This window comes from Micromonospora sp. U56, from assembly GCF_018070095.1.
Classification (GTDB): Bacteria; Actinomycetota; Actinomycetes; order Mycobacteriales; family Micromonosporaceae; genus Micromonospora; species Micromonospora purpureochromogenes.
Genome location: NZ_JAGPYL010000009.1, coordinates 17,091 through 35,581 on the forward strand (window position 1 = coordinate 17,091; position 18,491 = coordinate 35,581).

An 18,491-nucleotide genomic window follows, 5' to 3' on the forward strand; every position below is an offset into this window, starting at 1 on the left:
GGGACGGCCCTCGTTCGGTACGCGTCGCTTAGAGCATCGACATGTGTACGTGGTCGGTGTGGTTCGACGGTCCGCTGTACGACTTCCACCCGGTCGCCGGGAACCAGATCTGCCGGTTCCAGATCACGTAGTAGATACCGAGCCGGTCGGCATTGCGGATCAGGAACGCGGCGAGGTTGTTGCCGTACATCCGGGTGTCGTTGTTGTACCAGGGCGCGAAGCCGCTCCGCTGCAACGACCAGTCGCAGGCCTTGCCCTTCGGGTGGTCCCACGGCCCACCGGGGCGGTAGCAGCCCGCGAACCGGTTGAAGCCGACCCGCCGGACCTCCTTGTACGCGTGCAGGGTGCGCGGCGTGATGGTGCCGGAGGTGGTGGGGTCGTTCTCGGTGCGCGACTCGGGCCGCCAGCCGCCGTCGGCCGTCCGACCGGGGCCGATCCGGGCGACCGGCGAGGTCGCGTCGACCAGGCCGCCGGTGAAGCCCCGGCCGCCGACCAGCTGGAGGGCCTTCTCCGCCTCCCGACTCTCGCGCGCCATGTCGTTGGTGAGCTTCTGCTGCTCGCGCACCTCGGCGTCCAACGCCAGCTTGGCCTGCTCCGCGCGGTTCTTGGCGGCGGTGACCTTGGCCAGCTTCTGCGCGTTGACCATGTTCAGCTCGTCCAGGGCGGCGGCGCGCCTGACGAACGAGTCGGGCGCGTCGCTCTCCAGCAGCATCGCCACCGCGCCGATCCGGCCGGTCCGGTACGACTGCGCCGCGATCTGCGAGACCGTCGGCTGCAACGCCGCCAGCTCGTCCTGCGCGCGCCGCACCTCCAGCGCGAGCTGCTGCTGGCGCTTCTTGGACTTCTCCAGCTGCCTCTTGGCCTTCGAGTACTCGCGGTTGCGCAGCTCGATGACGTCGGTGAGCAGCTTGGGCTCGCCGTCCGCCTCGTGCCCGGAGGGGGTGGGGGTCGAGGGCGCGGCGATCGCGGCTGTCGGCCCGCCGACGACGGCCAGCGCGGCGAACACGGCCACCACCGGAGTCAACCAGCGGCGCAGGGGTGCCGTCACAGTGTTCCCTTCCGTCGACCGCCGACCGGGTTAGCTGACGGGTTCGGGACGGAAGTGGCCCCTACCGCTCGCGCGGATTCACCCCATGTACCTGGTTCCCCGGCTCGCCTCGCGGCGATTGGGCGGCGGCACCGCAGGCGCCGCTGCGCGCCTTCGGCGGTGACCGGCAGCGAGGTTACCCGAGAGTCGTACCGGGGATCTACGTCCAGAACCCGACTAAAAGCGTTATTTCGTCGTAGCGAAGCGTGACGAGTGACGCGTTCGTCAGGTTCCGCGTCGGCGTCGGTCACGCAGCGGAGTCTCACCATGCGCTTTCCGTGCTCCTTTCCGGGTCGGGCCACCGTGCGGGGGCCGGGGTGGACGGTCCGCCGGGACGCGACGCGCTCAGCGCCTCGAGCGCCGCGTCCCGGTCGGCGGAGGGGCGGGGAGTGGGTGCCGGCCCGGTGTTCCGGGCCGGATCGCCGGCCGGGCCACGACCGGCGGTGGCGACCAGCGCGGCCAGCGCGGTGGTCAGTGGTACGGCGGCGACCAGGCCGAGCGTCGCCACCGCGCTGCGGACGATCTCCTGGGCCAGGAACTCGCTGGTGAGGATCTGGCTCACCGGACGGCTGTCGGCGGTGAGCAGGAGCAGCAGCGGCAGCGAGGCGCCCGCGTACGCGAGCACGATGGTGTTCACCGTGGAGGCGATGTGCGCCCGGCCGACCCGGGTGGCGGCCCGGTAGAGCTGCGTCCGGGACAGTCCGGGGTTGGCGTGCGCCAGCTCGGTGACGGTGGCGGCCTGGGTGACGGTGACGTCGTCGAGCACGCCGAGCGAGCCGATGATGATGCCGGCCAGCAGCAGCCCGTGCAGGTCGACGTCACGCTGGTACATCGACAGCGTGGTGGCCTCCTCGCTGCCGAACCCGGTCAGGTGGGTGGCGGCGGTGGCCAGGCTGCCGAGCAGTCCGGTCAGCACCAGGCTGCCCAGCGTGCCGAGGACCGCCACCGAGGTCTGCGCGGTGGTCCCGTGGGTCAGGTACAGCACCACGAACATGATCAAGGCGGAGCCGGTGATCGCGATCAGCAGTGGCGAGCCGCCCGCCGCGATGCCGGGTACGACGAAGGTCAGCAGGATGGCGAAGCTGGCGCCCAGCCCGGCCAGCGCGGCCAGCCCGCGCAGCCGGCCGAACGCCACGATCGCCGCCGCGAAGAGCGCCACCAGCCACACCAGGGGCTTGCCCCGCTGGTGTTCGGCGATCTGGTAGCTGATGGCGGTGGGGTCGGCCGGGTCGGTGAGTTGGACCAGCACCACCTCGTCGCCCACCGCGACGGTGGGCGCGCCCGGGCCGGCGGGCACCGGTGTCTCCACCTGCTGGCCGCTGTCCGGGCCCTGCTCGACCCGGACGGTCACGGTCCCGCACGGGCCCTCGGCCGCGCCGGGCGGCGCCTCCGGGGTCGGCGGGCAGGGTTCGGTCACCACCCGGGTCACCGTGCCGTGGTGGCGCGCCGGCTCGGCGCCGCCGTCGGCCTGCCGCGAGTCGCGCGGCCACAGCACCAGGGCGGCGATCACCGTGACGACGAACAGCGGGACCACCGTCGCGACGAGGATCCGCCGCACCCCCGGTGGGGCGGACGGAGCGGGACGGGTGTGGTCGGCGCCCATTGCGAGTCTCCCAACGATCCAGGGCGGGGTACGTGTCAGCCGGCCGGTCGGTTCACCGGCGGGACGTGCGTGGCGGGACGCGTACCCCGGGGTGGGCCCTGGGTGCCGGCGGGGTCACCCAGGGTGACCGGACGGCGTGGTGGCCCGGCGTGGCGACCCGCCCGGGCCGTCGCCCACGGCAGCCGAGCCCGGCGCGGTACGCGGGCCGGCGGCAGCTGCGGCGGTTGGCGAGTCATGGCCGGTGAATCGTAGCCAGGTTCGGTGCGGGCCCGCCCGGTTCGTGCCACCGGCAGCGCGCCCACGGCGCTGATGTCCGCCTCGACGATCGTGTCGCACTCAACGCCCAGCTGTTGCGCCGGGTACGCCGCTGATCCCGCCCGGTTCGGGCTAGCGTGGTCGGGTGCGAACGGCGACGGCGCGGCCGGCCGGGTGGTGGGCCCGGCTGCTCCTGCTCGCCTGCACCCTGCTCGGGCTGGCCGCCATGCACACCATCGGCCACGGCACGCACTCCGTCGCGTCCCACCCGGACGGCCACGCCGCCGTGTCGCAGCGGGCAATGGTCGCTCAGGCCGCCGGGCCCGAGGCGGTCCCGGTCGCCCACGGCGTCGCGCCCGAAGCGGTTCCGGCCGCCCATGTCGCCGGGCCGGTGTCGTTCGCCGGCCAGGTCGGCGCGGTGGCGCTACCCGCCGACCAGCCGGGGGGTGCCCCGAGTCGCTGGAGTGTCTGCCTGGCGGTGCTCGGCGCCGTCACGGTGGCGCTCCTGCTGGCGACGCTGCTGCTCGGCCGTGCCCACCACGTGGTCGCGACCCGCCACCCGTCGGGGCCGTCGCGTGGGCCGCGCGCCCCGCCACCCCGCCCGGTCGGGCTCCGCCTCGCCACGGTGTCGGTGCTGCGCAGATAGGACGCCCCGACGCGGTACCGCCGCGTCCGGAGTCCGTTGCGTACGTCCTCACACCGAAAGGTCTGATCGTGTCCACTCGTACCATCGCGCGCCGTGCCGCCCTGGCCGGCGTCGCTCTCAGCACCGCTCTCACCCTGGCCGCCTGCGGCGGCGACGACCACCAGGCCGGCTCCGGCCACGACAAGCCGGGCGCGGGTGCCGTCGCCGGCCCCTCGGCCAGCGCGTCCGCCACGTTCGACGACGCCGACGTGATGTTCGCCCAGATGATGATCCCGCACCACCAGCAGGCGGTGCAGATGTCGGAGCTGGCCGACAGCCGTGCCGAGGACCCCGAGGTCAAGCGCCTCGCCGGGCAGATCAAGGCCGCCCAGGCGCCGGAGATCGCCACCATGACCGGTTGGCTCACCGCATGGGGCCGGCCCGTCCCGTCCGGCAGCCCGAGCGGGGGCCACCACGACCACGGCATGCCGGGCATGATGTCCGACGCCGACATGGGGAAGCTGGCGGCCGCCTCCGGCCGGGAGTTCGACCGGCAGTTCCTGGCCATGATGATCGCCCATCACCAGGGCGCGATCACCATGGCGGAGCAGGAGATCGCCAACGGGGTCAACGCGGACGCCAAGGCCATGGCGCAGCAGATCATCACCGCCCAGCAGGGCGAGATCGACACCATGAGGAAGATCCTCGCCCGGCTCTGACCGCCGCCGGCCGGGGCGCCCGGAGCCGTCGTGGCTCCAGCGTCCCGGCCGACGTGGTGACCGCGCCGGTCAGGCTCCGGTCCGCAGTGCCGACCGCCGTCGCTGGTACTCCTCGTCGTCGATCTCGCCGCGCGCATAGCGCTCGTCGAGGATCGTCCGCGCCGCGGAGGCGGCGGCCGTCGACGGCGGCGACTGCGCCAGCCGGTAGGTCAGGTAGCCCAGGGCCGCCAGGCCGGCCAGCGCCAGCACCGGCCAGATCCACATCAGGCCCGCCATCGGGCCGTACCCCATCATGGCCGCCCCTCCGTCCGTGACTCGGGCGGCCGGTCCGGTGCCGGTGGCACCGGTCCCGGTCGTCACCTCTGACGCTAGTCGCGCCGACGGTGTGCGTCCGGGGGCGGCGGGCCCGGGTCGACCGGGCCGAACGTCCCGAAGCGGAAGGCGGGCTCAGCCGCGCTTCATCAGGCGGCCGACGGCGGCCATCATCTCGGCGGCCATCTCGTCGGCGCGGCCCTCGGCGGCCCCCTCGTGCATGCAGTGCCGGGCGTGGCCGTCGAGCAGGCCGAGGGCGACCTTGTCCAGGGCGGCCTGGATCGCCGAGATCTGGGTCAGCACGTCGATGCAGTACCGGTCGTCGTCGACCATCTTCTCCACGCCGCGGACCTGGCCCTCGACGCGGCGCAGCCGCGCGAGCAGCTGATCCTTGCTGGCGGTGTAGCCCCGGGTCGGGGTGCTCGGTGTGGTCATGACGACCAGGATAGCGTACCCCCTGGGGGTATGCTACGGTCCTCGGGAGAGCTACCCCTGGGGGGTATAGCATGGATGCGGGAGGAGAGTTGCCATGGTCACCACCACGTACCAGGTGCAGGGCATGACCTGCGGGCACTGCGTCAACTCGGTCAGCACCGAGGTGAGCGCGATCCACGGCGTCAGCGACGTCCAGGTGGACCTGGCCTCCGGCCGGGTCACCGTCACCAGTGAGAGCCCGCTGGACACCGAGTCCGTACGCGCCGCCGTCGACGAGGCCGGGTACGACCTCGTCGAGGCGTGACGGGGTCACGACCCCAGAGAACCGAGGTATCACGATGAACACGGCGACGAAGCTGAGCGGTTTCGCCCTCGGCCTCGCGGCGGTGTTCGGCACGGCGTACGGGGTCGGCCACGTGGCCGACCCCGTCACCCCGGCCGCCGACACCCGCCACGAGACCGCCGGCGCCGGCCACGGCTCCGACCCGCTCGGCAGCTCCGACTCGCCCGGCGGCGACCAGACCGGTGCCGCGCACCTGCCCGGCGGGCTGCTCGTCTCCGACCGCGGCTACACCTTGCAGCCGGTGGACGCCCCGAACGGGCAGTTCGCCTTCCGGATCACCGGCCCGGACGGCGCTGCGGTGACCGGCTACGAGATCGCCCACGACAAGCGGATGCACCTGATCGTGGCGCGGCGCGACCTGTCCGGCTTCCGGCACGTCCACCCCGAGCTGGGCGCCGACGGCACCTGGCGGGTGGACTCCCCGCTGGGCGGGCCGGGCGTCTGGCGCGCCTTCGCCGACTTCACCCCGTCGGGCGGCGAGCCGCTCACCCTCGGGGTCGACGTGACCGTCCCCGGCCAGCTCCAGCCCCGGCCGCTGCCGGCACCGGCCGCCAGCACCACGGTCGACGGCTACACGGTCACCCTCACCGGCACCCCGCAGCCGGGGCGTACCAGCCAGCTGACGCTGACGGTCAGCCGGGACGGGAAGCCGGTCACCGACCTGGAGCCCTACCTCGGCGCGTACGGGCACCTGGTGGCGTTGCGGCAGGGCGACCTCGCGTACCTGCACGTGCACCCGGAGGGCGTGCCCGGTGACGGGCGTACCCCGGCCGGGCCGGCGGTGAGCTTCGCCGCCGAGGTGCCCTCGGCTGGCAGTTACCGGCTCTACCTGGACTTCCGGCACGGGGGGGCGGTGCACACCGCCGAGTTCACCGTGCTGGCCGGCGACGCTCCGGCGGCCCCGGCGAGCACCCCGGGCACCCGGGCCACCCCGACCGCTCCCACCCCGACCGCCGACGCCGGCCACGGCGCCCCCGGTCACGGGCACAACTGATCGGAGGTGCCGCGATGACCCCGACCACGAAGTCCCTGCCGGTCGCGCCCCATCGGATCGAGCTGACCATCGGCGGGATGACCTGCGCGTCCTGCGCGGCCCGGATCGAGAAGAGGCTCAACCGGATGGAGGGCGTGACCGCCACCGTCAACTACGCCACCGAGAAGGCCACCGTCCGGTACGCCGACGAGGTCACGCCGGACGACCTCATCGCCACGGTGGAGAAGACCGGCTACACCGCCGTCGTGCCGCCCCCGCCCACCCCGGCCGGTACGGCCGGACCGGTCGCCGAGCCGGCCGACGAGCTGCGCGGCCTGCGGACCAGGCTGTGGGTCTCGGTCGCGCTGACCGTGCCGGTGATCGTGCTGGCCATGGTGCCGGCCTGGCAGTTCACCTACTGGCAGTGGCTGTCGCTGACGCTGGCCGCCCCGGTGGTGGTCTACGGCGGGCTGCCGTTCCACCGGGCCGCCTGGATCAACCTGCGGCACGGCGCCGCCACCATGGACACCCTGGTCTCGCTCGGCACCCTGGCCGCGTTCGGCTGGTCGCTCTGGGCGCTCTTCCTCGGCGACGCCGGGATGCCCGGGATGACCCACCCGTTCCGGCTCGACATCACCCGCACCGACGGCGCCGGCAACATCTACCTGGAGGCGGCGGCCGGCGTCACCGTGTTCATCCTCGCCGGCCGGTACTTCGAGGCCCGTTCCAAGCGGACCGCCGGCGCCGCCCTGCGCGCCCTGCTGGAGCTGGGCGCCCGGGACGTCGCGGTGCTGCGCGGCGACGTCGAGACCCGGATCCCGGTCGACCAGCTCGCGGTGGGGGACCGGTTCGTGGTCCGCCCCGGCGAGAAGGTCGCCACGGACGGGGTGGTGGACGAGGGCACGTCAGCCGTCGACGCCAGCATGCTCACCGGCGAGTCGGTGCCGGTCGAGGTCGGCCCGGGCGACACCGTGGTCGGCGCGACGGTGAACGCCGGTGGCCGGCTGGTGGTCACGGCCACCCGGGTCGGTGCGGACACCCAGCTCGCCCAGATGGCGAAGCTGGTGGAGCAGGCGCAGTCCGGCAAGGCGGCCGTGCAGCGGCTGGCCGACCGGATCTCCGGCGTCTTCGTCCCGATCGTGATCGCCCTGGCCGCCGGCACGCTCGGCTGGTGGCTCGGCACCGGGGCGGGCCCGACGGCCGCGTTCACCGCCGCGGTCGCCGTGCTGATCATCGCCTGCCCGTGCGCGCTCGGCCTGGCCACGCCCACGGCGCTGCTGGTCGGGACCGGCCGGGGAGCCCAGCTCGGCATCCTGATCAAGGGGCCGGAGATGCTGGAGTCCACCCGCCAGGTGGACACCGTCGTGCTGGACAAGACCGGCACGGTCACCACCGGCCGGATGACTCTGGTCGACGCGCTCCCCGCCCAGGGGGTCGACCGGGCGGAACTGCTCCGGCTCGCCGGGGCGCTGGAGGCCGGCTCGGAGCACCCGGTCGCCCGGGCGGTCGCGGCGGGCGCCGCCGAGGCGGGCGCGCTGCCGCCGGTCACCGGCTTCGCCAACGCCGAGGGGCTCGGCGTCACCGGCACGGTGGACGGCCACGAGGTGGTCGTCGGTCGGCTCCGGCTGCTGCGCGAGCGGGGCCTGGACGTACCCGAGGAGGTTGTGCGGGCGGCGGGTGACGCGGAGGCGGCCGGCCGGACGGCCGTGCTGGCCGGCTGGGACGGCCGGGCCCGGGGCGTCCTCGCGGTCGCCGACGTGGTCAAGCCGACCAGCCGGGCGGCGATCGACGGGCTGCGCGGCCTGGGACTGAAGCCGGTGCTGCTCACCGGCGACAACGCGACCGTCGCCCGGGCGGTGGCGGCCGAGGTCGGCATCGACGAGGTGATCGCCGAGGTGCTGCCGGCCGACAAGGTCGACGTGGTCAGGCGACTCCAGGGCGAGGGGCGGACCGTCGCGATGGTCGGCGACGGGGTCAACGACGCCGCCGCGCTGGCCCAGGCCGACCTGGGGCTGGCCATGGGCACCGGCACCGACGTGGCGATCGAGGCCGCCGACCTGACCCTGGTCCGCGGCGACCTCACCGCCGCGGTCGACGCCATCCGGCTGTCCCGGCGGACCTTGGCCATCATCAAGGGCAACCTCTTCTGGGCGTTCGCCTACAACCTGGCCGCGCTGCCGCTGGCCGCCGCCGGCCTGCTCAACCCGATGATCGCCGGGGCCGCGATGGCCTTCTCCTCGGTGTTCGTGGTCGCCAACAGCCTCCGGCTGCGCGGGTTCCGCCCGGTCGGCTGAGCACGGGCGCGCCGCCGCCGGTCCACCGTGGGGGCCGGCGGCGGCGGCGTTCCTCCCCGTCCCCATCCCGCTGCCCCCGACCGCGGCGCCGGTCACCGTGGGTGATCACGTATGGGTGATCGGTGTTTCCAGCGAAAAGGCCCGGGGTACATCCGCGACGTCGGAGGAACTGCAAAATGGAGGTTCGCATGGGTATCGACGACAAGATCGACAATGCCGGCGAGAACACCACGGGCAAGATCAAGGAGGGCCTGGGTCGGGCGACCGACGACGAGCGCCTCGAAGCCGAGGGCCGCAACGACCAGGCGAAGTCCAACCTCAAGCAGGCCGGCGAGAAGATCAAGGACGCTTTCAAGAGCTGACGACGCATTCCGCGCGCCGGGCCGACGACTGTCGGCCCGGCGCGCGGCGCGCTGGGCCGACGACGACCGCTGTCACCACCGGGGAACCGGTTCGCGGCAGCGGAGCGTGAGTGCCGCCGGCACGACGGCCGCAGCACGCCGACGTGACCTCGCAGCGATCCTGGTCGTTGCCAGAACGACATCCGCCGCGTTCCGACCCGGCGGCCGGGCGACGAGTTCCGGCCGATGGTCGACCCGCGCCGTCCCCGCCGGACGGCCGACACCCGAACGGGGAAACCGATGTTCCGAAGCTCCGCCGCCGCGCTCGCCCTGGTGGCCTGCGCCGCCCTCGCCACCGGCTGCCAGCAGGCCGGAAACGACGCTGCCGACCCGCAGGACGCTCCGGCCACCGCCACCGCCACCGCCACCGCGAGCGCGAGCGCCACCGCGACGCCCAGCCCGAGCGCGTCGCCGACCGGCCCGAGCGCCGCCAACACCGCCGCCGTCTGCCGGCGCGCCGATGAGCTGATCATCGAGGCCAGCCGGAGGATCGCCGACGACTCGGCGGCGGCCACCCGCCGCGAACTCACCCCGGAGCAGCTCAACGGCCAGCTCAAGGGCACCCTCGCCGGGCTCGCCGACGACCTGCGCAAGCAGGCCGGCAACGCCGAGGACCCGCGGATCAGGGATCTGGTGACCGATGCCGCGAAGCAGATCGATACGGGAGCCGCGGCGGCCAGCCCGGCGACCTGGATGGCGGCCGGCTTCGTCCGCATCCCCGAGCGGCTCACCCGCGACTGCCACGTCTGACCGGCACGGTTCGACCCTCCCCGGTCGGCCGCGCCCGGCCGACCGCAAGGAGCGGGGTCCGCGCGCCGCTACCGGTAGCCGGCGCTCAGCGCCGTACCCGGTAGGTCACGTGGGTGACGGTCGGGCCGGCGACCACCGACACCTGCTCCAGCCGGGGGTCGCCGACCCCCTCGAAGAGCCGTTCACCGGCCCCGAGCACGATCGGCACGACGTGCAGCTGGAGGATGTCCAGCAGCCCCGCCGCCAGGCACTGGTTGACCGTGCTCGCGCCGCCCGCCACCGAGACCACCCGGTCGCCGGCCGCCTCCCGGGCCTGCCGCAGCGCGGCGGCGAGCCCGTCGGTGACGAACCGGAACTCCGTCCCGCCGCGCATCACCAGCGTCTCGCGCGGATGGTGGGTGAGCACGAAGACCGGCGTACGGAACGGCGGGTCCTCGCCCCACCAGCCGGTCCAGTCGAGGTCCCACGGCCCGTCGCCGCCGCCGAACATCCGGCGTCCCATCACGTACGCCCCGACGTCCCGGGTCATCTCGTCGACCACCTCGGCGTCGACGCCGCGCTCCCCTCCGGCCAGCCCGTGCCGCTCCCGCCAGGCGTCCAGCCCGAAGAACCACTCGTGCAGGCGCAGCCCGCCCCGACCCAGCGGGTCCTGCCGGCTCTGGTCCGGCCCCGCCACGTACCCGTCCAACGACATCGAGATCTGACAGCTCACTGTGGTCATGCGGGGTGGACTCCCGTCGTCACCGGAACTCATCGGTCGCCCGCCAGCCGGGCCGCGCGCACCTCCAGGTAGCGCCGCTCCGGCAGGCTGGTGGTCCGCCGGGCCGCCAGCAGGTACGCCTCCCGCGCCGACTCCCGCTCCCCGGCCAGCTCCAGCAGGTGGGCCCGGACGGCCGCCAGCCGGTGGTGGCCGGCGATCCGCTCGTCGGCGTCGAGCGGGGCGAGCAGGGCGAGCCCGGCGCGCGGACCGTCCACCATGGCCATCGCGGCGGCCCGGTTGAGGGTGACCATCGGGTTCGGCGACACGGCCGCCAGCACCCGGTAGAGGGCGACGATCTGCGGCCAGTCCGTCCGCTCCGCGGCGGGGGCCTCGGCGTGTACCGCCGCGATCGCCGCCTGGAGCTGGTACGGGCCCGGCGCCGACCAGGTCAGCGCCTCGGTCACCAGGGCCACCCCCTCGGCGATGGCGGCCCGGTCCCACCGGCTCCGGTCCTGTTCGGCGAGCGGGACCAGTTCCCCGCCCGGCCCGGTCCGCCCCGCCCGGTGTGCGTCGGTGAGCAGCATCAGCGCGAGCAGGCCGGCCACCTCGCCGTCGTCGGGCAGCGCCCGGTGCAGCTGGCGGGTCAGCCGGATCGCCTCGCCGGTCAGCTCGGCCCGGTGCAGGTCCGCCCCGCTGGAGGCGGTGTAGCCCTCATTGAAGATCAGGTACAACACGTGCAGCACGGTCCGCAGCCGCTCGTCCCGCTCGGCCGGCGACGGCATGAGGAACCGCGCGCCGGCCGCCTCGACGCGCTGCTTGGCCCGGCGGATGCGCTGGCTCATGGTCGGCTCCGGCACCAGGAACGCCTGCGCGATCTGTGCCGTGCTCAGCCCACCCACCGCACGCAGGGTCAGCGCCAGCTGCGCCGAGCGGGGCAGCGCCGGATGGCAGCAGAGGAAGAACAGGGTGAGGCTGTCGTCCCCGGTGGACGGCGGCTCGTCGGCGGGCGGGGCGACCGCCGCGTACGCCGGCTCCCGGAGGGCGACGGCGACCTCGCGGTCGCGGCGGGCCCGCTCGCTGCGCCACTCGTCGGTCAGCCGGCGGCCGGCGACGGTGAGCAGCCAGGCGCGGGGATTGTCCGGCGCCCCCCGCTCCGGCCACTGCGTGGCGGCGGCCAGCAGCGCCTCCTGCACCGCGTCCTCGCAGGCGGAGAAGGCGCCGTGCCGGCGGACCAGGATGCCGAGGACCTGCGGCGCGAGGGCGCGCAGCAGGTCCTCCACCTCCCGGGGTGTCACATCTCGGTCCCGGCCTCGTCCATCACCGGGCGCACCTCCAGCACGCCGAAGCCCATCCGGACGTCGGGCCAGCGCGCGGCGATCTCGACGGCCCGCTCCGGGCTGTCGCAGTCGACCATCAGGTAGCCGGCGAACTGCTCCTTGCTCTCCATGAACGGCCCGTCGGTCACCTCGGGGTGCTCGCCACGGAGCCGGACCGTCCGGGTCTGCGACGGGTCGGCCAGCGCCTGGCCACCGACCAGCTCGCCGGACTCGGTCAGCTCCTTCATGATCTCGTCGACCTCACCGAAGAGCGTGGTGCGCTCCTGCTCGGAGAGGCCCTCGACGAAGCCGGGCCGGTTCCAGATCAGCAACATGTACTTCACGTGGTGCTCCTGACGTCGGTTGGCCACGCCGTTCGTGGCCCTCGATGACAGGTCGGAGCCCGCCCGGTGGATCCGACACCGTCGCCGGAAGGAATTCTGCCCGAGCGGTCAGCTCCGGCCGGGCAACGGCCGGGCCGGTGGCGTGCCGGCGTGCAGCGAGGCCCGGTCGGCGGCGGAGGTGCCGGAGTGCCAGCCGTCGGCGTCCCGGATGGTCAGCCGGGCCCGGGTGACGCCGGGGAAGAGGCTCTCCATCCGCTCGCGGACCGCGTCCGAGCGGGCGGCCAGCACGGGGAGGAGCCGTTCCGGGCCGGTCGCCTCGGCCGCCTGCCGGTCGGCCTCCTCGGTCGCGGCCCGCAGCCGTTCACCGATGCGCAGCGCGAACGCGTGCAGGAACGACTCGTCGTACGCCTTGGTCCGCCGGCTGCTGCCCCGCTTGCGCTCGGTGCGCCCGCGCAGCATCGCGGCGGTGGCCTGCACCAGCAGCGACGTGTAGACCAGCTCGACCGCCTCCAGGTCGCCGGCGAAGCCGAGCACGGTGGCGAAACCCAGGTCGTCGTTCCAGACCGACTCGCACCGGTTCGCCGCCGCCACCTCCTGCACCAGCAGCGCCTTGGCCCCGGCGTACGGCGCGTCGGTGCTCAGGCGCATCCCGCCGGGCAGGTCGGGGCGTTCCGCGGTGGCCTCGACCATCGCCCGGTCCAGGCTGTGCCGGGCGATCAACTCCTGCGCCTTGCCGGTCAGCGCCTCCGCCTCGGCCGGGAAGGTGGTCGACTCGGCCTTGGCCAGCAGCGCCCGCACCCGGTCGAGCATCACCGAACCGCTGCGCCCCGGGGCGGCGCGCCGGGCCACGGCCGGCCCGCCCCCGCCCGGCGGCGGGCGCAGCATCGCGATCGGCGGCAGGCCGTCCAGCAGCGCCAGCACCTCGACCGCGTCGCGCAGCGCGGTGATCCGGTCCTCGCCCTCGCGGGCGGCCCACCGGGCCAGCCAGCCGGCGTCGTCGTCCCACCACACCCGGGCCGCCAGCCCGTCGAGCTGCTCGTCCCACCACGGCGGGACGTCGCCGGCCTGCCCCCGCCGCTGGGCGGCGAGCGCGTCGGGTACCAGCCGGCCGGGTCGCGCGCCGAGACGGCGGGTCACCATCCGGGCCACGTCGACCGGCTGCCAGCCGCGCGGCCAGAGCCGGGCGAGGGCGCCCGCCAGGCGGTCGAGGAGGGCGGCGTCCACCACCGCCGTGCCGTCCGGGGCGCCGGTGCCGACCACGAGCCGGTCCAGCTTCCGCTCCGCGTCGCGTACGTCGGTGCCGCGCACCGCCGCGACCGCGTCGGCGATGAGGGCGTGGGCGTCCGGCACGGGTGGTCCTTCCTGGGCAAGACGCCCGGGTGGTGTCCGGATCGTCGGGAGTGTCTGCCCGGCAACGGTACCGGGTGCGGATTCGACAGCCGGATCACTCATCCGCACGGGCCCCGTCCGCGTACTACTGCCCGAGCGGACGGAGGGACGAGGGTGGGCAGCCTCACGGTGAGCGGGTCGGCCGACCAGGGTCGGCGCCGTGGTCGTCGCGGGGCCGGGGCCCGGGCGGGCGCGCTGGTGCTGGCGCTGGTGGTGGTCGCCGGCCTGGGCGGCGGCGCCTGGGTGGCCCGGCGCGGCGAGCCGGACCTCGGCGAGCTGAGCGGTGACGTCCGCCGGGCGCCCGCGCCGGCCCGCGCGGCGGCGGCCGCCGCGCCGGGCCGGCCGGCGGCGACGCCCACCGCCCGCGTCCTGGGCTACCCCGAGCGGGGTACGGGCACCTGGCGGACGGCGACCGCCCGGGGTGCGGTGGCCGGACGCGTGGGCGAGCTGCTGCGGTACCGGGTGGCGGTCGAGGGCGGCATCGACGAGGTGGACGTGGAACTCCTCGGCCGGGAGGTGGCCGTGGTGCTCGCCGACCGCCGGGGTTGGACGGGCGGGGGGCGGTGGCGGCTGCAACGGGTCGGCCCGGACGTCGCGGCCGACTTCACCGTGCTGCTGACCACCCCGGCGACCCGCGCCGACCTGTGCGGGGACGCCGACGACCGCTACACCTCCTGCCGCAACGGGGACCGGGTGGTGGTCAACGTGGCCCGCTGGGCGCGCGGGGTGCCCGGGTTCGGCGGTGACCTGGCGACCTACCGGGCGTACGTGCTCAACCACGAGGTCGGCCACCGGCTCGGCATGGGACACGAGCTGTGCCCGGCCCGGGGCGCGCCGGCCCCGGTGATGCAGCAGCAGACGCTGGGGCTGCACGGCTGCGCGCCGAACGCCTGGCCGTACGTCGACGGCACCCTGCACACCGGCCGTCCCGGCGAGTACGACGACCCGGTGCCGGCCGGGGACTGACCCCGGCGTCGGCGTCCCGCCCACGGGACGGACCTGTGCTTTCCCCGCCGGCTGCGGCTAGGCTGGCTGCGCTGGTCTCTGCCTTCTGCTACGAGGGAACGAGCCCGGTGGGCGTAGGGAGCAGTGCAGTGCACACCGAGCCTGGGCAACTCTTGTCGATATCGGCGGCCGACCTCCGGATCACCCTCACCAACATCGGCGGCCACCTCCTGCGGGTGAGCGTCGCCGGCGAGGTGGATTTCGCCACCTCCGGCGAGCTGCGCGCGGCGCTGGACGCCGTGCTGGCCGACCTCACCGGCACCCCGGTCGAGGTGGACCTCGCCGAGGTGCCCTTCCTGGACTCCTCCGGCGTCCACGTCCTGCTCGACGCGTACGCCTGGGCCGCCGACCGGGCCTGCCCGCTGGTGGTGGCGAACGCGCGGCCCGTGGTCCGTCGGGTCCTGGAGATCACCGGGGTGCTCGCCCTGCTCGGGCTCGCTCCGGCCGGCCGGTGACGCTCAGCTCGCCGGTCTCCACCAGCTCGCGGGCCACGTCGACCAGCTTGACGTTGATCCGTTGGCTCGCCATCACCAGCAGCTCGAAGGCCTGGGCGCCGGTGAGCCGGTGCCGTTCCATCAGGATGCCCTTGGCCTGGCCGATCAGGTCCCGTACGTCCAGCGCCCGGTTGAGCTGGTCGAGCCGCCGCGCGTCGGCGACCGCCACGGCGGCGTGCGAGGCGAAGAGCAGCCCGACCCGTTCCGACTCGCCGGTGAAGGCGTGCGGCTCCCGGGCGTAGAGGTTGAGCGCGCCCAGATTGTCCCGGGCGACGTAGAGCTGGAACGACAGCATGCTGCCGACGCCCAGCTCCCGCGCCCGGGCGATGAACCTGGGCCAGCGCTCCTCGGTGTCCACGTCGGGCAGCCGGACGGTCCGCTCGGTGTACGCCGAGGTGAGGCAGGGGCCCTCGCCGGTCTCGTACTGCGCCCGGTCGACCCGCAGCACCACCTCACCGGTGCCGGCGGGGGTGCTCACCCGGCGCCGCCCCTCGATCTCGGTGATCCCGGCGTGCCAGGCGCCGGGCACGGTGTCCACGGCCGCGTGCACGATGGCCCGCAGGGTGTCCTCCACCGTCCGCTCGCCCTGGAACTCCCGGGCGAGCATGGCGAGCCGGGCGGCGAGGGCGTGACCGCTGGTCGCCCCGTCCCGGCCGGCGGAAGGGGACACAGCAGGTCGGGAATGCGGTTGATCGTTGGCCGGCACGGTGCCTCCTCCCCACCGCATGCGGGGTTCCGGCACGCCACCGACCCCGACGCGGTCCTTGACGAATCCGCCGATACCCCGGCGGGTCGCGCGTCAATCCGGTGGGTGATCAGGTCAACGGGTGCCCGGCGGGGCCGTGCCAACGCACCAGCAGCACGGTCGCGTCGTCGACAAGCTGGTCGTCCTGGTAGGCGAGGATCGCGTGCACCAGGCGGCGGGCGGTCTCCGGCAGCGGCAGGTCGTCGGCGAGTGCCCGGACCGCACAGTCGACCAGCCGGTCGACGCCGAAGGCCTCCCCGTCGGCGGAGCGCGCCTCGGTGATCCCGTCGGTGTGGAAGAGCACGTCGTCGCCGGGCTCCAGGGCCTCCTCGACCACCACCGGCGCCCGGTGCTCGCCAAGGGTGACCGGCAGCGCGGTCGGGGTGGGCAGCACGGTCGCCACCCGTCCGCGGCGCAGCACCAGGCCGCTCGGGTGCCCGGCCGAGATCACCCGCAGCCGGCCGCTGCGTTGGTCGAGTTCGGCCAGCACGCCAGTGATCAGGCCCCGCCGGTCGTGGTCGCGGACCACCGTGTCGATGTGGTGGTAGGTGGCGATCAGGTCGTGACCGGACCGCCGGGCGTTGCGGTAGGCGGCCAGCGCCAGGCTGGCCAGCATCACCGCCCGCATCCCGCCGTGCGAGCCGTGCCCCACCGCGTCGAAGAGCGCCAGGTGGGCGATGTCGCCGTTGACCGCGTAGTCGAAGGCGTCCCCGCCCACGTCGTAGCTGGGCTCCAGGAGGCCGCTGATGGTCATGCTGCCCGTGGAGAAGGTCAGCGGCGGCAGTTGGGCGCGGAGCATCTCGGCGGCCATCCGCATCGGCGCGCGGCGGCGCACCAGCTCCACGGTGTCGCTGTAGCTGGACCTGGTGACGACCAGCTCCGTCAGCAGCGCGCAGGCCGCCTCGAACTCGGAGACCCGGTCGGCGGGGATCGGCTCGGCGGTGAGCACCTCGACCACGCCCAGCCGTTCCAGCCCGTCCAGCAGCGGCACCCACAGCCGCGCCGGCCCGGGCCCGCCGTCGGCGGCGTACGGGCGCATCATCGCGTACGCCCGCCCGGCCAGGGTGCCGTCGACGGCCAACGAGCCCCGATCGGCGGCCCCGTCGTCCATCGGCAGCAGCTCCCGCTGCTCGTGGTCGACCAGGTGGATGCGCATCGAGGTGGCGCCGAGTTCGGTGGCCATCCGTCGGGTCAGCGCCGGCAGGTCCTCCGGGCGCGCGTGGTGGGAGTGCCGCAGCAGTCCGTGCAGCGCTGCCCGCTCGCTCACCGTCGCCTCCGTCCCGCCGCCCGCCTGCCGGTACGGGTACCCCGCCGGCCGCCGCTCGGAACGCCGGCCGGTCAGCTCCGGGGGAAGGCGGCCCAGATGTTCTTGGTGCGGTCGGTGGCGTACCAGCCGATGTCCAGCGAGACGGCCTCGGCGATCTGGAGCCCTCGCCCGCCGGTCCCCATCGGACGGGTGTCGACCAGCTCCGGGATGGTGCTCAGGTCGTGGTCGGCGACCTCCAGGATGAACCGGTCCTCGGCGACCAGCAGGCGCACGGTGGTGGGCGGGATGCTGTGCCGCAGGGCGTTGGTGGCCAGCTCCGTGGCGACCAGGACCATCAGCTCGGGCACCTCGTCCAGCTCCTCCCCGGCGAGCAGTTCCTCGCCGGTCAGCGCCTGGTGCAGCGACGCCCGCAGGCGGCGCAGGTCGGCGGGACTGGACAGCTGCCACCGCCGCAGCTCGGTAGCCTGCGGCGACGGTGTTGAGGTGCGCAGCTGTGCCATGGTCCCGGTTTACCCTCCGTAGCCGAGTCCTAAGCGGTCCCCCTCGGTGTCGTGACCCGGACCAGTGCCCCCGCCGCAGGCCGCCGTCCCGGCTTGCGTCGACCCGCCGGCCCCCGTCGGGCGGGTGGCGCGGGCCCGGCCGGATGCATGGTTGTTCTACCCTCCTCTATGTGAGCGAGCTCATTCCGGAACCGGTGCACCCGGGACAGATCCGTACCTCCGACGCCGACCGGGAGCGGGTCGCGGCCGTGCTGCGGGAGGCGGCCGCCGAGGGCCGGCTCGACCTGGGCGAGCTGGACGAGCGGCTGGGCCGGGTCTACACCGCCCGCACCTACGCGGAACTCGAACCCCTGACCCACGACCTCCCCGCCGTGGGGTCGTCGCTGTTCCCGCCCCCGTCGCCGGCGTACGTCGCCGGGGCGCCGGTGTCGCGCAGCGGCTTCGCCCTTGCCGGCAAGTTCGAACGGTCCGGCCCGTGGAGCGTCGGCCCCGAGTTCACCTGCCTGGCGTTCTGGGGTGGCGGGCTGGTCGACCTGCGCGACGCGATCTTCACCGTGGGTGCGGTGCGGATCAAGGCCTACGCCCTGATGGGGGGCCTGGAGATCTGGGTGCCCGAGCAGGCCAGCGTGCACGTGACCGGGGTCGGGGTGATGGGTGGCTTCGACCACCGGGCCACCGGGCCAGGCGCGCCGGGTGCGCCGACGGTCACCGTCGGCGGGTTCGCCCTCTGGGGCGGGGTGGCGATCAAGCGCAAGCCCTCCGAGCGGGAGCTGCGGTTGCGCAAGCAGGAGAAGAAGCGCAGGAAGCTGGAGAACTGGTCGCCCGACTCCGACGACTGACGACCGGCCGGTCCGGTCGCCGGACTGCGACGGTCGGACCGAAAGCGGTCCGTTTCGCCGAGGTCCGGCTGCCCAAACGGCCGATCGAGCTGCGG

General features: G+C 74.6%; 21 protein-coding genes and 1 riboswitch. Of the genes, 10 read left to right on the top strand and 11 right to left on the bottom strand.

From position 1 onward, the window contains the following. Positions 1-28: 28 nt before the first annotated feature. Positions 29-1,048 carry a hypothetical protein gene (locus tag KBX37_RS05805; RefSeq protein ID WP_210774891.1) on the bottom strand — a complete coding sequence of 340 codons (1,020 nt, stop codon included), beginning with the start codon at positions 1,046-1,048 and terminating at the stop codon, positions 29-31. Between the two features lie 4 nt (positions 1,049-1,052). Further along, positions 1,053-1,183, bottom strand: a riboswitch (cyclic di-AMP (ydaO/yuaA leader). A 166-nt stretch (positions 1,184-1,349) separates the two neighbouring features. Further along, complete coding sequence (locus tag KBX37_RS05810) at positions 1,350-2,690, bottom strand: YibE/F family protein (protein WP_210774892.1); 1,341 nt, start codon at positions 2,688-2,690, stop codon at positions 1,350-1,352. Positions 2,691-3,090: 400 nt separating this feature from the next. Between KBX37_RS05810 and KBX37_RS34205 the strand changes: the two genes are divergently transcribed. Next, positions 3,091-3,591 carry a hypothetical protein gene (locus KBX37_RS34205; protein ID WP_247657125.1) on the top strand — a complete coding sequence of 167 codons (501 nt, stop codon included), beginning with the start codon at positions 3,091-3,093 and terminating at the stop codon, positions 3,589-3,591. A gap of 68 nt (positions 3,592-3,659) precedes the next feature. After that, complete coding sequence (locus KBX37_RS34210; RefSeq protein ID WP_307848968.1) at positions 3,660-4,289, top strand: DUF305 domain-containing protein; 630 nt, start codon at positions 3,660-3,662, stop codon at positions 4,287-4,289. 69 nt (positions 4,290-4,358) lie between these two features. On the opposite strand, the gene KBX37_RS05820 is transcribed toward KBX37_RS34210, so the two are convergent. Both KBX37_RS05820 and KBX37_RS05825 read right to left on the bottom strand, forming a co-directional pair. Further along, positions 4,359-4,583, bottom strand: a complete 225-nt coding sequence (locus KBX37_RS05820) for an SHOCT domain-containing protein (protein WP_210774893.1) — start codon at positions 4,581-4,583, stop codon at positions 4,359-4,361. A 153-nt stretch (positions 4,584-4,736) separates the two neighbouring features. Continuing rightward, complete coding sequence (locus tag KBX37_RS05825; RefSeq protein WP_154939970.1) at positions 4,737-5,036, bottom strand: metal-sensitive transcriptional regulator; 300 nt, start codon at positions 5,034-5,036, stop codon at positions 4,737-4,739. A 94-nt stretch (positions 5,037-5,130) separates the two neighbouring features. Here KBX37_RS05825 and KBX37_RS05830 point away from each other — a divergent pair, with 94 nt between their 5' ends. From KBX37_RS05830 to KBX37_RS05850, 5 genes are all read left to right on the top strand, one after another. Beyond that, positions 5,131-5,340: a heavy-metal-associated domain-containing protein gene (locus tag KBX37_RS05830; RefSeq protein ID WP_210774894.1), complete on the top strand. Its 210-nt coding sequence runs from the start codon at positions 5,131-5,133 to the stop codon at positions 5,338-5,340. Between the two features lie 34 nt (positions 5,341-5,374). Continuing rightward, on the top strand, positions 5,375-6,373 hold the full coding sequence (locus tag KBX37_RS05835) for a hypothetical protein (RefSeq protein ID WP_210774895.1): 999 nt from the start codon (positions 5,375-5,377) through the stop codon (positions 6,371-6,373). A 14-nt stretch (positions 6,374-6,387) separates the two neighbouring features. Beyond that, positions 6,388-8,646, top strand: coding sequence for a cation-translocating P-type ATPase (locus tag KBX37_RS05840; RefSeq protein WP_210774896.1), 2,259 nt, complete (start codon positions 6,388-6,390; stop codon positions 8,644-8,646). Between the two features lie 188 nt (positions 8,647-8,834). Then, positions 8,835-9,008 (top strand): CsbD family protein, encoded by a 174-nt coding sequence (locus KBX37_RS05845; protein ID WP_088964196.1) that lies wholly within the window; start codon positions 8,835-8,837, stop codon positions 9,006-9,008. Positions 9,009-9,287: 279 nt separating this feature from the next. Beyond that, positions 9,288-9,797 carry a hypothetical protein gene (locus tag KBX37_RS05850; protein ID WP_210774897.1) on the top strand — a complete coding sequence of 170 codons (510 nt, stop codon included), beginning with the start codon at positions 9,288-9,290 and terminating at the stop codon, positions 9,795-9,797. A gap of 85 nt (positions 9,798-9,882) precedes the next feature. On the opposite strand, the gene KBX37_RS05855 is transcribed toward KBX37_RS05850, so the two are convergent. From KBX37_RS05855 to KBX37_RS05870, 4 genes are all read right to left on the bottom strand, one after another. Continuing rightward, positions 9,883-10,518: a dihydrofolate reductase family protein gene (locus KBX37_RS05855; RefSeq protein WP_210774898.1), complete on the bottom strand. Its 636-nt coding sequence runs from the start codon at positions 10,516-10,518 to the stop codon at positions 9,883-9,885. 29 nt (positions 10,519-10,547) lie between these two features. Then, the gene (locus tag KBX37_RS05860) at positions 10,548-11,792 is read right to left on the bottom strand and encodes an RNA polymerase sigma factor (protein ID WP_210774899.1); all 1,245 of its coding nucleotides are present in this window, start codon (positions 11,790-11,792) and stop codon (positions 10,548-10,550) included. Beyond that, entirely contained in the window at positions 11,789-12,148 is a 360-nt protein-coding gene (locus KBX37_RS05865; RefSeq protein WP_247657139.1) for a YciI family protein, read from the bottom strand. The genes KBX37_RS05860 and KBX37_RS05865 overlap by 4 nt, the downstream gene beginning before the upstream one ends. A gap of 117 nt (positions 12,149-12,265) precedes the next feature. Further along, positions 12,266-13,507 (bottom strand): DUF2786 domain-containing protein, encoded by a 1,242-nt coding sequence (locus tag KBX37_RS05870; RefSeq protein ID WP_307848969.1) that lies wholly within the window; start codon positions 13,505-13,507, stop codon positions 12,266-12,268. 153 nt (positions 13,508-13,660) lie between these two features. Between KBX37_RS05870 and KBX37_RS05875 the strand changes: the two genes are divergently transcribed. Both KBX37_RS05875 and KBX37_RS05880 read left to right on the top strand, forming a co-directional pair. After that, complete coding sequence (locus tag KBX37_RS05875; protein ID WP_307848970.1) at positions 13,661-14,512, top strand: DUF3152 domain-containing protein; 852 nt, start codon at positions 13,661-13,663, stop codon at positions 14,510-14,512. A gap of 128 nt (positions 14,513-14,640) precedes the next feature. Next, a complete protein-coding gene (locus KBX37_RS05880; protein WP_210774902.1) occupies positions 14,641-15,006 on the top strand; it encodes an STAS domain-containing protein in 366 nt (121 codons plus the stop codon). On the opposite strand, the gene KBX37_RS05885 is transcribed toward KBX37_RS05880, so the two are convergent. The 3 genes from KBX37_RS05885 to KBX37_RS05895 form a co-directional block, all read right to left on the bottom strand. Next, entirely contained in the window at positions 14,960-15,715 is a 756-nt protein-coding gene (locus KBX37_RS05885) for a GAF and ANTAR domain-containing protein (protein ID WP_210774903.1), read from the bottom strand. The genes KBX37_RS05880 and KBX37_RS05885 overlap by 47 nt on opposite strands. A gap of 145 nt (positions 15,716-15,860) precedes the next feature. Further along, positions 15,861-17,057: a PP2C family protein-serine/threonine phosphatase gene (locus tag KBX37_RS05890; RefSeq protein WP_210774904.1), complete on the bottom strand. Its 1,197-nt coding sequence runs from the start codon at positions 17,055-17,057 to the stop codon at positions 15,861-15,863. A gap of 71 nt (positions 17,058-17,128) precedes the next feature. Then, on the bottom strand, positions 17,129-17,557 hold the full coding sequence (locus KBX37_RS05895; RefSeq protein WP_210774905.1) for an ATP-binding protein: 429 nt from the start codon (positions 17,555-17,557) through the stop codon (positions 17,129-17,131). Between the two features lie 170 nt (positions 17,558-17,727). Here KBX37_RS05895 and KBX37_RS05900 point away from each other — a divergent pair, with 170 nt between their 5' ends. After that, the gene (locus tag KBX37_RS05900) at positions 17,728-18,396 is read left to right on the top strand and encodes a DUF1707 domain-containing protein (protein WP_374103670.1); all 669 of its coding nucleotides are present in this window, start codon (positions 17,728-17,730) and stop codon (positions 18,394-18,396) included. Positions 18,397-18,491: the final 95 nt, after the last annotated feature.

Bases quoted from the DNA above. Each gene is read 5' to 3' on its own strand.
- KBX37_RS05810 (WP_210774892.1), bottom strand. From the start codon at position 2,690: ATGGGCGCCGACCACACCCGTCCCGCTCCGTCCGCCCCACCGGGGGTG.
- KBX37_RS05820 (WP_210774893.1), bottom strand. From the start codon at position 4,583: ATGATGGGGTACGGCCCGATGGCGGGCCTGATGTGGATCTGGCCGGTG.
- KBX37_RS05825 (WP_154939970.1), bottom strand. From the start codon at position 5,036: ATGACCACACCGAGCACCCCGACCCGGGGCTACACCGCCAGCAAGGAT.
- KBX37_RS05830 (WP_210774894.1), top strand. From the start codon at position 5,131: ATGGTCACCACCACGTACCAGGTGCAGGGCATGACCTGCGGGCACTGC.
- KBX37_RS05835 (WP_210774895.1), top strand. From the start codon at position 5,375: ATGAACACGGCGACGAAGCTGAGCGGTTTCGCCCTCGGCCTCGCGGCG.
- KBX37_RS05840 (WP_210774896.1), top strand. From the start codon at position 6,388: ATGACCCCGACCACGAAGTCCCTGCCGGTCGCGCCCCATCGGATCGAG.
- KBX37_RS05845 (WP_088964196.1), top strand. From the start codon at position 8,835: ATGGGTATCGACGACAAGATCGACAATGCCGGCGAGAACACCACGGGC.
- KBX37_RS05850 (WP_210774897.1), top strand. From the start codon at position 9,288: ATGTTCCGAAGCTCCGCCGCCGCGCTCGCCCTGGTGGCCTGCGCCGCC.
- KBX37_RS05855 (WP_210774898.1), bottom strand. From the start codon at position 10,518: ATGACCACAGTGAGCTGTCAGATCTCGATGTCGTTGGACGGGTACGTG.
- KBX37_RS05865 (WP_247657139.1), bottom strand. From the start codon at position 12,148: ATGTTGCTGATCTGGAACCGGCCCGGCTTCGTCGAGGGCCTCTCCGAG.
- KBX37_RS05895 (WP_210774905.1), bottom strand. From the start codon at position 17,557: ATGGCACAGCTGCGCACCTCAACACCGTCGCCGCAGGCTACCGAGCTG.